The organism is Streptomyces sp. NPDC085900 (assembly GCF_044540925.1).
GTDB lineage: Bacteria > Actinomycetota > Actinomycetes > Streptomycetales > Streptomycetaceae > Streptomyces > Streptomyces gilvifuscus.
Genome location: NZ_JBITSP010000010.1, coordinates 214,940 through 228,950, shown reverse-complemented (window position 1 = coordinate 228,950; position 14,011 = coordinate 214,940). Strand labels below are relative to the sequence as shown.

General features: G+C 69.8%; 16 protein-coding genes and 5 tRNA genes. 17 read left to right on the top strand and 4 right to left on the bottom strand.

The window, feature by feature from the left end; all coding sequences use genetic code 11:
* Positions 1-64 precede the first annotated feature (64 nt).
* From ACIGDI_RS31150 to ACIGDI_RS31110, 9 genes are all read left to right on the top strand, one after another.
* On the top strand, positions 65-850 hold the full coding sequence (locus tag ACIGDI_RS31150; RefSeq protein ID WP_399903533.1) for a fumarylacetoacetate hydrolase family protein: 786 nt from the start codon (positions 65-67) through the stop codon (positions 848-850).
* Positions 834-2,318 (top strand): glutamate--tRNA ligase, encoded by a 1,485-nt coding sequence (gltX, locus tag ACIGDI_RS31145; RefSeq protein ID WP_399903530.1) that lies wholly within the window; start codon positions 834-836, stop codon positions 2,316-2,318. The genes ACIGDI_RS31150 and gltX overlap by 17 nt, the downstream gene beginning before the upstream one ends.
* 140 nt (positions 2,319-2,458) lie before the next feature.
* On the top strand, positions 2,459-2,962 hold the full coding sequence (locus ACIGDI_RS31140; RefSeq protein WP_399903527.1) for a hypothetical protein: 504 nt from the start codon (positions 2,459-2,461) through the stop codon (positions 2,960-2,962).
* 44 nt (positions 2,963-3,006) lie between these two features.
* On the top strand, positions 3,007-3,738 hold the full coding sequence (locus ACIGDI_RS31135) for an HAD family hydrolase (protein ID WP_399903524.1): 732 nt from the start codon (positions 3,007-3,009) through the stop codon (positions 3,736-3,738).
* Positions 3,739-3,829: 91 nt separating this feature from the next.
* A tRNA-Gln gene (locus ACIGDI_RS31130) sits at positions 3,830-3,901 on the top strand.
* 54 nt (positions 3,902-3,955) lie between these two features.
* A tRNA-Glu gene (locus ACIGDI_RS31125) sits at positions 3,956-4,028 on the top strand.
* A 29-nt stretch (positions 4,029-4,057) separates the two neighbouring features.
* Positions 4,058-4,130: transfer RNA gene (locus ACIGDI_RS31120), tRNA-Glu, on the top strand.
* Positions 4,131-4,151: 21 nt separating this feature from the next.
* Positions 4,152-4,223, top strand: a tRNA-Gln gene (locus tag ACIGDI_RS31115).
* A 28-nt stretch (positions 4,224-4,251) separates the two neighbouring features.
* A tRNA-Glu gene (locus tag ACIGDI_RS31110) sits at positions 4,252-4,324 on the top strand.
* A 51-nt stretch (positions 4,325-4,375) separates the two neighbouring features.
* On the opposite strand, the gene ACIGDI_RS31105 is transcribed toward ACIGDI_RS31110, so the two are convergent.
* Positions 4,376-5,020: a MerR family transcriptional regulator gene (locus tag ACIGDI_RS31105; RefSeq protein ID WP_399903521.1), complete on the bottom strand. Its 645-nt coding sequence runs from the start codon at positions 5,018-5,020 to the stop codon at positions 4,376-4,378.
* A gap of 87 nt (positions 5,021-5,107) precedes the next feature.
* Between ACIGDI_RS31105 and ACIGDI_RS31100 the strand changes: the two genes are divergently transcribed.
* Entirely contained in the window at positions 5,108-5,629 is a 522-nt protein-coding gene (locus tag ACIGDI_RS31100; RefSeq protein ID WP_399903518.1) for a DUF4188 domain-containing protein, read from the top strand.
* Positions 5,630-5,716: 87 nt separating this feature from the next.
* Here the strand turns inward: ACIGDI_RS31100 and ndgR are convergent, their stop codons facing one another.
* A complete protein-coding gene (ndgR, locus tag ACIGDI_RS31095) occupies positions 5,717-6,433 on the bottom strand; it encodes an IclR family transcriptional regulator NdgR (protein ID WP_015036427.1) in 717 nt (238 codons plus the stop codon).
* A 188-nt stretch (positions 6,434-6,621) separates the two neighbouring features.
* On the opposite strand from ndgR, the gene leuC reads away from it, so the two are divergent.
* From leuC to ACIGDI_RS31075, 4 genes are all read left to right on the top strand, one after another.
* A complete protein-coding gene (gene leuC, locus ACIGDI_RS31090) occupies positions 6,622-8,046 on the top strand; it encodes a 3-isopropylmalate dehydratase large subunit (protein ID WP_200698412.1) in 1,425 nt (474 codons plus the stop codon).
* Positions 8,047-8,052: 6 nt separating this feature from the next.
* Positions 8,053-8,646: a 3-isopropylmalate dehydratase small subunit gene (gene leuD / locus ACIGDI_RS31085; RefSeq protein WP_399903515.1), complete on the top strand. Its 594-nt coding sequence runs from the start codon at positions 8,053-8,055 to the stop codon at positions 8,644-8,646.
* A 254-nt stretch (positions 8,647-8,900) separates the two neighbouring features.
* Positions 8,901-9,131 (top strand): hypothetical protein, encoded by a 231-nt coding sequence (locus tag ACIGDI_RS31080; protein ID WP_058922967.1) that lies wholly within the window; start codon positions 8,901-8,903, stop codon positions 9,129-9,131.
* Between the two features lie 137 nt (positions 9,132-9,268).
* Positions 9,269-9,910, top strand: a complete 642-nt coding sequence (locus ACIGDI_RS31075; RefSeq protein ID WP_200698410.1) for an HU family DNA-binding protein — start codon at positions 9,269-9,271, stop codon at positions 9,908-9,910.
* 62 nt (positions 9,911-9,972) lie between these two features.
* On the opposite strand, the gene ACIGDI_RS31070 is transcribed toward ACIGDI_RS31075, so the two are convergent.
* A complete protein-coding gene (locus ACIGDI_RS31070; RefSeq protein WP_200698409.1) occupies positions 9,973-10,164 on the bottom strand; it encodes a hypothetical protein in 192 nt (63 codons plus the stop codon).
* A gap of 10 nt (positions 10,165-10,174) precedes the next feature.
* Positions 10,175-10,813 (bottom strand): 2-phospho-L-lactate guanylyltransferase, encoded by a 639-nt coding sequence (gene cofC / locus ACIGDI_RS31065; RefSeq protein WP_399903511.1) that lies wholly within the window; start codon positions 10,811-10,813, stop codon positions 10,175-10,177.
* Between the two features lie 182 nt (positions 10,814-10,995).
* On the opposite strand from cofC, the gene ACIGDI_RS31060 reads away from it, so the two are divergent.
* Genes ACIGDI_RS31060 through ACIGDI_RS31050 form a run of 3 tightly spaced genes read left to right on the top strand, consistent with a single transcriptional unit; the run spans position 10,996 to position 13,993 of the window.
* Positions 10,996-11,772 carry a lysophospholipid acyltransferase family protein gene (locus ACIGDI_RS31060; RefSeq protein WP_399903508.1) on the top strand — a complete coding sequence of 259 codons (777 nt, stop codon included), beginning with the start codon at positions 10,996-10,998 and terminating at the stop codon, positions 11,770-11,772.
* The gene (locus ACIGDI_RS31055; protein ID WP_200698406.1) at positions 11,769-12,779 is read left to right on the top strand and encodes an NAD(P)H-dependent glycerol-3-phosphate dehydrogenase; all 1,011 of its coding nucleotides are present in this window, start codon (positions 11,769-11,771) and stop codon (positions 12,777-12,779) included. The genes ACIGDI_RS31060 and ACIGDI_RS31055 overlap by 4 nt, the downstream gene beginning before the upstream one ends.
* Before the next feature lie 59 nt (positions 12,780-12,838).
* Complete coding sequence (locus ACIGDI_RS31050) at positions 12,839-13,993, top strand: D-alanine--D-alanine ligase family protein (RefSeq protein WP_399903504.1); 1,155 nt, start codon at positions 12,839-12,841, stop codon at positions 13,991-13,993.
* Positions 13,994-14,011 lie beyond the last annotated feature (18 nt).

The window sequence follows — 14,011 nt, the reverse complement described above, 5'->3', positions numbered from 1 at the left end:
CCCCCTGCCGCGTTAGCCTGGAGCGTCAGACTCCAGCCGGCCAAGTGAGGGGCGCAAGGATCCCGTGCGCATCGCCAGATTCTCCATCGACGGGAACGTCGCCTTCGGCGCGGTCGAGGGCGACAAGCCGGACGAGCTCGTCCTCGACATCATCAAGGGCATCCCGTTCGCGGACTTCGAGCTCTCCGGTACGAAGGTCCCGCTGAGCAAGGTCAGGCTGCTGCCGCCGGTGCTCCCCAACAAGGTCGTGGCCTTCGGCCGCAACTACGCGGAGCACGCCCGTGAGCTGGGCAACGAGGTGCCCGACGCCCCGTTCGCCTTCTTCAAGCCGTCCACCTCCGTGATCGGCCCCGGCGACGAGATCCGCTACCCGTCCTTCACCGAGGACCTGCACCACGAGGCCGAACTCGCCGTGGTCATCGGCCGCATGTGCCGCGAGGTCCCGCGTGAGCGGGTCGCCGACGTGATCTTCGGCTACACCTGCGCGAACGACGTCACCGCGCGTGACGTGCAGAAGCGCGAGAAGCAGTGGGCCCGGGCCAAGGGCTTCGACACCTCCTGCCCGCTCGGCCCCTGGGTGGAGACCGGCCTGGACCTCGAGACGGCCTCGGACCTGACCGTCCAGCTCACGATCAACGGCGAACAACGCCAGCTCGGCCGCACCAGCGAGATGATCCACTCCATCGAGGACCTGATCGTCAACATCACCGAGGCCATGACGCTGCTCCCCGGCGACGTGATCCTCACGGGCACCCCGGCAGGCGTCGGACCGCTCACCGTCGGCGACGAGGTCGCCGTCACCATCGAAGGCATCGGCACTCTCACCAACAAGGTTGTCAAGCGTGGCTAGCGCACCCGTCCGCGTACGTTTCTGTCCCTCGCCCACCGGTAACCCCCACGTGGGCCTGGTCCGCACCGCCCTGTTCAACTGGGCCTTCGCCCGGCATCACCAGGGCACCCTGGTCTTCCGCATCGAGGACACCGACGCGGCCCGCGACTCCGAGGAGTCGTACAACCAGCTCCTCGACGCGATGCGCTGGCTGGGCTTCGACTGGGACGAGGGCCCCGAGATCGGCGGCCCGCACGCGCCGTACCGCCAGTCGCAGCGCATGGACATCTACGCGGACGTCGCGCGGAAGCTGCTGGAGGGCGGTTACGCCTACCACTGCTACTGCTCCCAGGAGGAGCTGGACACCCGCCGCGAGGCCGCTCGTGCCGCCGGCAGGCCGTCCGGCTACGACGGCCACTGCCGCGACCTCACCGACGCGCAGGTCGAGGAGTACAAGGCCCAGGGCCGGGCTCCGATCGTCCGCTTCCGCATGCCCGACGAGACGATCACCTTCACGGACCTGGTCCGCGGCGAGCTGACGTTCACGCCGGAGAACGTCCCGGACTACGGGATCGTCCGCGCCAACGGCGCCCCGCTGTACACGCTGGTCAACCCGGTCGACGACGCCCTGATGGAGATCACCCACGTCCTGCGCGGCGAGGACCTGCTCTCCTCCACCCCCCGGCAGGTCGCCCTGTACAAGGCGCTGACCGAGCTGGGCATCGCCAAGCAGACCCCGCACTTCGGCCACCTGCCCTACGTCATGGGCGAGGGCAACAAGAAGCTGTCGAAGCGCGACCCGCAGTCGTCGCTGAACCTCTACCGCGAGCGCGGCTTCCTCCCCGAGGGCCTGCTCAACTACCTCTCGCTGCTGGGCTGGTCGCTCTCGGCGGACCAGGACATCTTCTCCATCGAGGAGATGGTCGCGGCCTTCGACATCGCCGACGTCAACCCCAACCCGGCGCGCTTCGACCTGAAGAAGTGTGAGGCGATCAACGCCGACCACATCCGGCTGCTCGACGTGAAGGACTTCACGGAGCGCTGCGCCCCCTGGCTGCGGGCGCCCTTCGCGCCCTGGGCGCCGGAGGACTTCGACGAGGCGAAGTGGCAGGCGATCGCCCCGCACGCGCAGACCCGTCTGAAGGTCCTGTCGGAGATCACGGAGAACGTCGACTTCCTGTTCCTGCCGGAGCCGGTGTACGACGAGGCATCCTGGGCCAAGGCGATGAAGGAGGGCAGCGACGCCCTGCTCCGCACGGCCCGCGAGAAGCTGGAGTCGGCCGACTGGACCTCCGCGGAGTCGCTGAAGGAGGCCGTCCTGGCCGCCGGCGAGGCCCACGGCCTCAAGCTCGGCAAGGCCCAGGCCCCGGTCCGCGTCGCCGTCACCGGCCGCACGGTCGGCCTGCCGCTCTTCGAGTCCCTGGAGATCCTGGGCAAGGAGCGCACGCTGGCCCGGATCGACGCGGCCCTGGCGAAGCTGACGGCGTAGGCACACCCGCGCGCAAGAGGGGCGGCGGCCGTTGCGGCTGCCGCCCTTCCGCTTTCGTCCATGCCTGCTTGTCCTGATCGACAAGGCGCGTTCATGATCGGTTGGTCCAGGCGTCGCGGGCCGTCTCGATGCTCATGATCATGTCATCCTGGAGAACGTCCCTGAGACTGAGCACCCCGGTGGGCCTCGCCGTCGTGCTTCTCGCGGCCGCCGGCACCCTGACCCCGGCGTCCGCCCAGACCGACTGGACCTACACGAACGACTACGAGGGCAACTGCCTGGTGGCGTCGCCCACCACCGCCAACGTCTGGTCGGGCACCTGCAACGACTCGCTCGTCACCCGCAACTGGCACTGGGGCGCGACGACCACCACCGCATTCGGCTACACCTTTCGCCGGTTGGTGAGCAACGCCAACGGAGACTGCCTCACCACGGACTGGAAGAGCCAGAACAACGCCGTCTGGACGAGTCCCTGCGGCGGCAGCGGTCAGCAGTTCTGGAACGCCGACGACCACCGCATCATGAACACCTGGGGGCATCAACTGCGCACCTCGGACAACGGCGACGCCATCTACAGCAGCACGGCCGAGGTCACGGACCAGATTCCCCTCGCACGGTTCGACTGGTACGGCGCCCACGACTGACGGTTCCGGGGACGGGCCGGCGCGGCCCGGGTTACCGTCGGATCATGAGCATTCGCGCCGTGGTCTGGGACGTCGACGACACCCTCTTCGACTACACCACCGCGGACCGCGAGGGCATGCGGTCGCATCTGTCGGCCGAGGGCCTGCTCGCCGGGGGCGAGACCCCGGAGCAGGCCCTCGCGCGCTGGCGGGAGATCACCGACCGGCAGTGGGTGCGGTTCTCGGCGGGTGAGCTGTCCTTCGAGGAGCAGCGCCGCGAGCGCATCCGGGTGTTCCTGGACACACCCCTGGACGCCGCCGAGGCCGACGCCTGGTTCCGGCGGTACATGACGCACTACGAGGCCGCCTGGGCCCTCTTCCCGGACGTCGTGCCCGTCCTGGACGCCCTCGCCACCAGCCACCGGCACGCCGTGCTGTCCAACTCCAGCCTCACCGTCCAGGACCACAAGCTGCGCACCCTCGGGGTGCACGACCGTTTCGAGACCATCCTGTGCGCCGCGGAACTCGGCATCTCCAAGCCCCAGGCCGGCGCCTTCCTGGCCGCCTGCGCGGCCCTGGACCTCGCCCCGCACGAGGTGGCGTACGTCGGTGACCACCCGGAGATCGACGGGCGGGGCGCGGCCGACGCCGGACTGCTGTCGGTGTGGATCGACCGCAACGGCGTGTACGCCGGCGGCACCGCCCCCTTCGGGCCCCACCGGATCGCCTCCCTCGCCGAACTCCCCGCGATCCTCGGCGCGGATACCCGTTTTGGAGCCCCGTCCACCTTCGGGTAATGTTCTTCCTGCGCCGCCGGGAAGCGGGCCGAAAGGCCGGGAACCGGAGGAGCGAACTAGAACGAGATCCCCGCAGGGGCTTGCGTTCCAGTGGCCTATGGTGTAATTGGCAGCACGACTGATTCTGGTTCAGTTAGTCTTGGTTCGAGTCCAGGTAGGCCAGCTCGCGGATGCTTTGATCCCACACAGCATCCGCACCGCGGATCCCATCCGCAAAGCCCCCGTTGTGTAGCGGCCTAGCACGCTGCCCTCTCAAGGCAGTAGCGCCGGTTCGAATCCGGTCGGGGGTACTGGTTCCGATCAACTCGGGATCGCTAGGGCCCCCGTTGTGTAGCGGCCTAGCACGCCGCCCTCTCAAGGCGGTAGCGCCGGTTCGAATCCGGTCGGGGGTACTGACTGGTCTAAACCATCATTGGTCTATGGTGTAATTGGCAGCACGACTGATTCTGGTTCAGTTAGTCTTGGTTCGAGTCCAGGTAGACCAGCTCGGACCTGCGGAAACGCAGAGTCCAGGCCCCCGTTGTGTAGCGGCCTAGCACGCCGCCCTCTCAAGGCGGTAGCGCCGGTTCGAATCCGGTCGGGGGTACAAACCGGGAAGGCCCTCCGCTTCGGTGGAGGGCCTTCTTCGTGTCCCGGCTCACTCGAAGCCGTATCGCCGTGCCGACTCCTCCTCCTGCGCCAGCCGGTGCAGCGCCCGCAGCACCGGCTCGTTGAGGATCGCGCCCAGGACGGCGAACTCGACCCGCTCGGGCTCCGACGGGTACGCCTCCATGGTGTCCAGGTCGAGGACGGCCGTCCGGTGCATCAACTCGGCGTACGGGGCGAGCTGTTCGGCCCCCCAGCCGTAGCCGAGCCGGCGGAACGCGGCCACCCCGACGACCAGGGAGCGGTACGCGGGGGAGATGGTCGAGAGCCGCTCGGCGTTCCGCCAGCCCAGTCGTTCCAGGAGTGCCCCGATCTCCCGGTGCGCGGCCCGGACGTACTCGTCCTCCTCGTCCGGCTCCGGCACCTGCGGCAGCGCCCACAGGGCCGCGCCCAGGCGGATCGTGCGGCCCAGGGAGTCGTCGTCCACATGGCCGAGCACCTCCCGGACCGTCGTCACCGGGATGCGGCCGACCTGGATCATCGCGCGCACCAGCCGCAGCCGGCGCAGGTGCTCCTCGTCGTACTCGGCGGTCGTCGCGTTGATCTGGCGGCCGGGCGGCAACAGGCCCTCGCGCAGGTAGTACTTGATCGTCGCGGTGGACACCCCACTGCGTTCGCTGAGCTCCGCCAGCCGCATCTCTTGCGCCTCTCCTTGGGAAGTGTCACTATCCAAGCATCGTCCAGAAGGATAGTGCTGCTATCCGAGGGAGCGCAGGGGGCTGCCGTGTTCACGAAACCGGTGCTGGGTCGCACGACCGCGGATGCCGAGGGGGACGTGGTGGTCCTGCTCATCGGGATGCGGGTCAACCGCTTCTGGGCGGTGCACCAGTGGCTGCCGGTCATGCTGGCGATGTTCCGCATGCTTGGGGAGCTTGCGCGGAACGGTGACCGGGGGCTGCTGGGGCACGTGATGCTGACGGCCTCGCCGCGGACGTACTACGTGGTCCAGTACTGGGAGTCCAAGGAGAAGCTGTACGCCTACGCGCACTCGCCCGAGATGTTCCACCACCGGGCGTGGGCGACCGTCAACCGCAAGGAGCGCGCGGGCAGGATGCGCGGGCACGTGGGGCTGTGGCACGAGGCGTACGTGGTGCCCGAGGGGTCGTACGAGGCGATCTACCTCGACATGCCGGCGCTCGGGCTGGCCAGGGCCCACGGACAGGTGCCGGTGGAGCGGCGGGGCCGCTACGCCGAGGACCGGTTCGCGCACCGCTCGGGGCGGAAGGCGGCCGAACAGGCCGGGTGAACGGGGGGATCGGGGGATCGGGGAGGGCCTGCCGCGGCGTTGGGGCGGGCCCTCCCCGATGACGTTCCCGTGGGAAGGCGCCGGGGGTCAGCCCGTGCGGCGCAGGGCCTCCGAGAGGCGGGCGGCGGCGTCGATGACCGCCTGGGCGTGCATACGGCCGGGGTGGCGCGTCAGGCGCTCGATGGGACCGGAGACCGAGACGGCGGCCACCACGCGGTTGGACGGGCCGCGTACGGGCGCCGAGACGGACGCGACGCCCGGCTCGCGCTCGCCGATGGACTGGGCCCAGCCGCGGCGCCGTACGCCCGACAGGGCCGTCGCCGTGAAGCGGGCGCCCTGCAGGCCGCGGTGGAGGCGCTCGGGCTCCTCCCAGGCCATCAGGATCTGCGCGGAGGAACCGGCCTTCATGGTGAGCGTCGAGCCGACGGGCACCGTGTCCCGAAGGCCGGACAGGCGCTCCGCCGCGGCCACGCAGATGCGCATGTCGCCCTGGCGGCGGTAGAGCTGGGCGCTCTCGCCGGTGACGTCCCGCAGGTGCGTGAGCACCGGGCCGGCCGTCGCGAGCAGCCGGTCCTCGCCGGCCGCCGCAGCGAGCTCGGCCAGACGCGGGCCGAGAATGAAACGGCCCTGCATGTCGCGTGCCACCATGCGGTGGTGCTCCAGGGCCACGGCCAGTCTGTGGGCCGTTGGTCGTGCCAGTCCGGTGGCCGCCACCAGTCCCGCGAGGGTGGCCGGGCCGGACTCCAGGGCGCTCAGGACAAGGGCTGCCTTGTCCAGAACGCCGACGCCGCTACTGTTGTCCATGCAACGATACTCACGTCTCACTCTGTGAAACGCAAGTTCCTTTTTTCGTGAGACGCGCAACCCTTGTATGCACAACGGCCCGCCGACCGAACGGGCCGGGTGGCGGGTGCCCGTGAACACGGGCCGGGCACCGTCTCCTCAAGATCTCTAGTTGGGCCGGTGGACGTTTGCCGGCCGAAGGGAAAGCGATGGGTAGGACACTCGCGGAGAAGGTCTGGGACGACCATGTCGTCCGGCGCGCCGAGGGCGAGCCCGACCTCCTCTTCATCGATCTGCACCTGCTGCACGAGGTGACCAGCCCGCAGGCCTTCGACGGCCTGCGCCAGAACGGTCGCAAGGTGCGCCGCCTCGACCTCACCATCGCCACCGAGGACCACAACACCCCGACCCTCGACATCGACAAGCCCATCGCGGACCCGGTCTCCCGGGCCCAGCTGGAGACGCTGCGCAAGAACTGCGCCGACTTCGGCGTCCGGCTGCACCCGCTGGGCGACGTCGAGCAGGGCGTCGTGCACGTCGTCGGCCCGCAGCTGGGTCTGACCCAGCCGGGCACGACCGTCGTCTGCGGCGACTCCCACACCTCCACCCACGGCGCCTTCGGCGCGCTGGCGTTCGGCATCGGCACCTCGCAGGTCGAGCACGTGCTGGCCACCCAGACGCTGCCGCTGGCCCGCCCGAAGACCATGGCCATCACGGTCGACGGCGAACTGCCCGACGGTGTCACCGCCAAGGACCTGATCCTGGCGATCATCGCCAAGATCGGTACGGGCGGCGGCCAGGGCTACATCCTGGAGTACCGCGGCTCCGCCATCGAGAAGCTCTCGATGGAGGCCCGGATGACCATCTGCAACATGTCGATCGAGGCCGGCGCCCGCGCGGGCATGATCGCCCCCGACGAGACCACCTTCGAGTACCTCAAGGGCCGCCCGCACGCCCCCGAGGGCGAGGACTGGGACGCCGCCGTCGCGTACTGGAAGACGCTGAGGACGGACGAGGACGCCGAGTTCGACGCCGAGGTCGTCATCGACGCCGCGTCGCTGTCGCCGTTCGTCACCTGGGGCACCAACCCCGGCCAGGGCGCGCCGCTTTCGGCGTCCGTCCCCGATCCCGCTTCGTACGAAGACGCTTCGGAGCGCCTCGCCGCCGAAAAGGCCCTGGAATACATGGGGTTGGAGGCCGGGCAGCCGCTGCGCTCGATCAAGGTGGACACCGTCTTCGTAGGCTCGTGCACCAACGGCCGCATCGAGGACCTGCGCGCCGCCGCCGAGCTCGTGAAGGGCCGCAAAGTCGCCGACGGCGTACGGATGCTGGTCGTCCCCGGCTCCGCCCGCGTCGGTCTGCAGGCCGTCTCCGAGGGCCTGGACGTCGTCTTCAAGGAGGCCGGCGCCGAGTGGCGGCACGCCGGCTGCTCGATGTGCCTGGGCATGAACCCCGACCAGCTGGCCCCCGGTGAGCGCTCCGCGTCCACCTCCAACCGCAACTTCGAGGGCAGGCAGGGCAAGGGCGGCCGTACGCACCTGGTCTCGCCGCAGGTCGCCGCCGCGACCGCCGTGCTGGGTCACCTGGCCTCGCCCGCCGACCTGTCCGAAGCCCCCGCGCCCGCTGGAGTCTGATCAGTCATGGAAGCATTCACCAAGCACACCGGCCGGGCCGTCCCGCTGCGTCGCTCCAACGTCGACACCGACCAGATCATCCCTGCTCACTGGCTCAAGAAGGTGACCCGGGACGGCTTCGAGGACGGTCTGTTCGAGGCCTGGCGCAAGGACGCGGACTTCATCCTCAACCGCCCCGAGCGGCAGGGCGCCACGGTCCTGGTCGCCGGCCCCGACTTCGGCACCGGCTCCTCCCGCGAGCACGCGGTGTGGGCGCTGCAGAACTACGGCTTCAAGACCGTGATCTCCTCCCGCTTCGCGGACATCTTCCGCGGCAACTCGCTCAAGAACGGCCTGCTCACGGTGGTTCTGGAGCAGAAGATCGTGGATGCGCTGTGGGACCTCACGGAGAAGGACCCCACTGCTGAGGTCACTGTGGACCTTGAGGCGCGTGAGGTGCGTGCCGAGGGCATCACCGCCGCCTTCGAGCTCGACATGAACTCCCGCTGGCGGCTGCTGAACGGGCTGGACGACATCTCCATCACCCTCCAGAACGAGGCCGACATCTCCGCGTACGAGGCGAAGCGGCCGTCCTACAAGCCGCAGACGATCCAGGTCTGACCCCCGGCAGCCGGGCAAGACCAGTTTCGGCCACTCAGTACCCCCGATCAGCTCCGATCGGGGGTACTGCCGTGTCTGCACCCGAACGGTCCCGTCCGAGGGCTGGCCTTTGTTCAACTTCCCACGTTAAAACGGTTGTTGCCGGGGTACGCGAGGTCTGTAGCCGTGGCTTCCGCATACGCCCGGACGGCCGTTTGAGGTGGCAGTTGCACCCTGAGCAGGCGACAACTCGCCCCAGATGGCACAATCTGTGCATGGAACACGACGGCCAACTCGAGCTCTATGCGGCAGTCGCGGACCGACTCAAAGAAGCGCACTCAAGGGTGCGCGCACTGCAAGTCCCGGAGGGCGTACGGATGGCGCTGACCCGGAAGCTGCTGGTCATTACGGCCGCGGCCAAGCACGATCTCGCCGACGCGGCAAGGCGACTGGAGGCGTTCACCGCGGACCTCGACGAGGGGCGAATCCCCGAAGAGGACCGCTGATCGCAGCCGGGCCAGCCGAGTTCGTTGCGGCGCATGGGTGATAAGCCCGTTTCGTGTTTGATTTGCGGTATATATCTGCCTAACGTGCGAAAAAGCTTGAACACTTTCGTTCTGGCGATGTCTCCGAAGGGGAAGACGTGAACAAGGCGCAGCTCGTAGAAGCGATTGCCGACAAGCTGGGCGGCCGCCAGCAGGCCGCCGACGCTGTCGACGCGGTCCTGGACGCCATCGTCCGCGCGACCGTCGCCGGAGACCGGGTCTCGGTCACCGGCTTCGGTTCGTTCGAGAAGGTCGACCGTCCGGCCCGCTACGCCCGCAACCCCCAGACGGGCGAGCGGGTTCGGGTCAAGAAGACCTCCGTTCCGCGCTTCCGCGCGGGCCAGGGCTTCAAGGACCTGGTCAGCGGCTCGAAGAAGCTCCCGCGCGGCGGCGAGGTCGCCGTCAAGAAGGCCCCCAAGGGCAGCCTGAGCGGCGGCGCGACCGCGACCGTCAAGAAGGCCGCGGCGAAGAAGACCACGGGCGCCGCGAAGAAGGCCACCGCGAAGAAGACGACGGCCAAGAAGACCACGGCCGCCGCCGCGAAGAAGACCACCGCCAAGAAGACGACGGCGAAGAAGACCACGGGCGCCGCCAAGACCACCGCGGCGAAGAAGACCACCGCCAAGAAGGCCACGGCCAAGAGCGCCCCGGCGAAGAAGGCGACGGCCAAGAAGGCCCCCGCCAAGAAGTCGTCGGCTCGCACCACCACCGCCAAGAAGGCCACGGCCCGCAAGAGGTAACGGGCACAGGGGCACTCACGCGCCGGGCCGGACTCCGTGACGGAGTCCGGCCCGCGGCGTGTTCAGAACGTCTGGAGCGTGATCAGGGTGATGCGCCGGCCGCTGGTCTCGACACGGACCCGCTGCCCGGGGCGCAGCAGCCGAAGACCGCCCGCGTCGAACGCCTCCCTGTCGAAGGGCATCGGGGTGCCGTCGTCCAGGAGGACCTGTCCGCTGCGGGTCTCGGGGTCGTAGGTGTATGCGGTGGCCTGCATGACGCGCAGCCTACTGCCCGGGAATCAGCAACTGCGCGGCCACCGCGGCCGTCCGGCGCCCCACCCCGAGCGCCAGCGCCGCGCGCAGGTCGTCGCCGGTGTCCACGTCCTGGCGTACGGAATCCACCTCCGTGAGCGCCAGTTCCGCGGCGCCGGACGCGCGGTGCCGGGCGCGGGAATCCGGGCCGAAAGCGGGGCGCAATTCCTGTGCGGGTGACGCGGCCAGCAGGGTGGTGCCGATTGCGGCCGCATCGGCCAGGAAAGCGCGGGGGAATTCCGCGGCCGCGTCCAGGACCCGGCACAATTCCAGCGGGCGCAGCGCCGGCAGATCGGCGTTCAGGGCGGCCACGGCGCTTTCGGGGCGGTCGGCGCGAACGGCGGCCGCGCCGTGCGCCAGGGCGGCGTTGAGCCCGCCGCGCGGCTCGTCGGCGACGATGCGGGCGCCGAGCGCGGCCAGCTCGCGGCCCGCCAGGGCGTCGTCCGTGACGACCGCCACATCCTTCACCGCCGGGCAGGCCAGCGCGGCCGCCACGGTGTCCTGCGCGAACGCGAGGGCGAGGCTCGGGCGCACCTCGGCATGGGCGGTGTCCGAGAGCCTGCTCTTGGCCCGCGCCAAGGGTTTCAGGGGTATGACCAACGTCCACTGCACGAGCGTTCCGCCCCTCTTCCGTCGCGGCCATTGTCACTCAGCCGTCACCCGGGCCATCTGGCGGTCGCGCCGTCGGGGCGTACGGTGTTCTCGACAGACCGGCGGCCTGGAGCGACACTTGTGCGGCCCCCAGGCCCGATGTCCCGGGCCGACGTCCTTGGCCCCTAGAGGAAGGTGCGCGCGTGCCCCGCCGCAGAATCGGCTTCTGGTACCGCTTCGCCGCGGTGATCTGCAAACCGCCGCTGGTGGCTCTGATCAAGCGGGACTGGCGCGGAATGGAGCACATTCCGGCCGAGGGCGGATTTATAACCGCGGTGAACCACAATTCCCACGTGGATCCCTTCGCGTACGCGCACTATCAGTACAACACGGGACGGGTTCCGCGATTCCTCGCGAAGAGCGGCCTTTTCAAGAAGGGATTCGTCGGAGCCGCGATGCGCGGCACCGGACAGATCCCCGTCTACCGCGAGTCCACGGACGCGCTCAGCGCGTTCCGCGCCGCCGTGGCCGCCGTGGAGCGCGGCGAGTGCGTCGTGTTCTACCCCGAGGGAACGATCACCCGGGACCCGAACGGCTGGCCCATGACGGCCAAGACGGGCGCGGCCCGGGTCGCCCTGGAGACCAAGTGCCCGGTGATCCCCATCGCCCAGTGGGGAGCCAACGAACTGCTGCCGCCGTACAGCAAGAAGGCGTACGTCCTGCCGCGCAAGACCCACCACGTGCTCGCGGGCCCGCCCGTGGACCTCTCGCGCTTCTACGACAAGGAGATGACCGCGGAGGTCCTCAAGGAGGCCACCGAGGTCATCATGGCCGCCATCACCCGCCAGCTGGAGGAGATCCGCGGCGAGAAGGCGCCCGACACCCCTTACGACCCGCGCCGGGAGCGGATCGAGCAGCGGCGCAGGACGCGGGCGCAGACGCAGGCCAAGGCAGAGCAGGAAGAGGGGCAGGGTACGTGAGCAAGCCCGTCAAGGCGGCCGTCTTCAGCGCCGGTTCGTGGGGCACCGCGTTCGGGATCGTACTGGCCGACGCGGGGTGCGAGGTCACCCTGTGGGCCCGGCGCCCGGAGGTGGCCGAGGCCATCAACTCCCGCCGTACGAACCCCGACTACTTCCCCGGCGTGGAGCTCCCGGAGAACGTGCGGGCCACCACCGACCCGGCCGAGGCCGCTGCGGGCGCCGACTTCACGGTGCTGTCGGTGCCCTCCCAGACCCTGCGCGCCAACCTCGCCGAATGGGTGCCGCTGCTCGCGCCCGACACGGTCCTGGTGTCGTTGATGAAGGGCGTCGAACTCGGTTCCACCATGCGGATGAGCGAGGTGATCGAGGACGTCGCCAAGGTCGGCGCCGACCGTATCGCCGTCGTCACCGGGCCCAACCTCGCCCGGGAGATCGCCGCCCGGATGCCGGCCGCCGCCGTGGTCGCCTGCACCGACGAAGCGGTCGCCCGGCGGCTGCAGGCCGTCTGCCACACCCCGTACTTCAGGCCGTACACCAACACCGACGTCGTCGGCTGCGAACTCGGCGGCGCCGTGAAGAACGTCATCGGTCTCGCCGTCGGCATCGCCGACGGCATGGGCCTCGGCGACAACGCCAAGGGCTCGCTCATCACGCGCGGGCTCGCGGAGACCACGCGGCTCGGTGTCGCGCTGGGCGCCGACCCGCTGACGTTCGCCGGACTCGCCGGACTCGGCGACCTGGTCGCGACCTGCTCCTCGCCGCTGTCGCGCAACCACACCTTCGGCACCAACCTCGGCAAGGGCATGACCCTGCAGGAGACCATCGCGGTCACCAAGCAGACCGCCGAGGGCGTCAAGTCGTGCGAGTCCGTGCTGGATCTGGCCCGCCGGCACGGCGTCGACATGCCGATCACCGAGACGGTCGTCGCCATCGTGCACGAGGGCAAGCCGCCGGTGGTCGCCGTCAAGGAGCTGATGTCGCGCAGCGCGAAGCCCGAACGACGCTGAGCGACGCCGCCGGTGGCACGCTGTCTCAGGGCACTACCACCGGGTACTCTCAACGCGATATGAGCACCGAGAACCTTCCCCAGAGCCCTGAGCAGCCGCCTCGCAAGCCGCGCGTGGCCGTCGTGTTCGGCGGGCGCAGCTCCGAACACGGGATCTCCGTGGTCACCGCTGGCGCCGTCCTCAAGGCCATCGACCGGACCAAGTACGACGTCCTGCCGATCGGCATCACGCGGGAAGGACGCTGGGCCCTCACCGCCGACGAACCGGAGCGCATGGCGATCACCGACCGCCGTACGCCGGAGGTCGAGGACGTCGCCGAGTCGGGCGAGGGCGGCGTGGTGCTCCCACTGGACCCCGGCAACCGCGAAGTCGTCGTCAGCGAGCCGGGATCGGTGCCCAAGGCGCTCGGTGAGGTCGACGTCGTCTTCCCCGTCCTGCACGGCCCCTACGGCGAGGACGGCACCCTGCAGGGGCTGCTGGAGCTCTCCGGCGTGCCGTACGTGGGTGCGGGTGTGCTCGCCTCGGCCGTCGGCCAGGACAAGGAGTACATGAAGCGGGTGTTCACCTCCTTCGGGCTCAAGGTGGGCCCGTACGTGGTGATCCGGCCGCGCGAGTGGGAGCGGGACGAGGCCGCGGCCCGCAAGAAGATCGTCGACTTCGCCGGCGAGCACGGCTGGCCGCTGTTCGTGAAGCCCGCCCGCGCCGGCTCCTCGATCGGCATCACCAAGGTCGACGACATCGCCGGGCTCGGCGACGCGATCGCCGAGGCCCAGCGGCACGACCCGAAGATCCTCGTCGAGGCCGCCCTGCGGGGCCGCGAGATCGAGTGCGGGGTGCTGGAGTTCGAGGACGGCCCGCGGGCCAGCGTCCCGGCCGAGATCCCGCCGCCGCAGGAGCACGCGTACTACGACTTCGAGGCCAAGTACATCGACTCCACCCCGGGAATCGTGCCCGCGCCCCTGACCCCCGAGGAGACGGCCGAGGTCCAGCGCCTCGCGGTGGACGCCTTCGAGGCGGCCTCGTGCGAGGGACTGGTCCGCGCGGACTTCTTCCTCACCGACGAGGGCTTCGTGATCAACGAGATCAACACGATGCCCGGCTTCACGCCCATCTCGATGTACCCGCAGATGTGGCAGGCGACCGGGGTCACCTACCCGGAACTCGTCGACCGCCTCATCCAGGCGGCCCTCCGCAGGCCGACCGGCCTGCGCTGACCGGCCCGCGACGAGGAG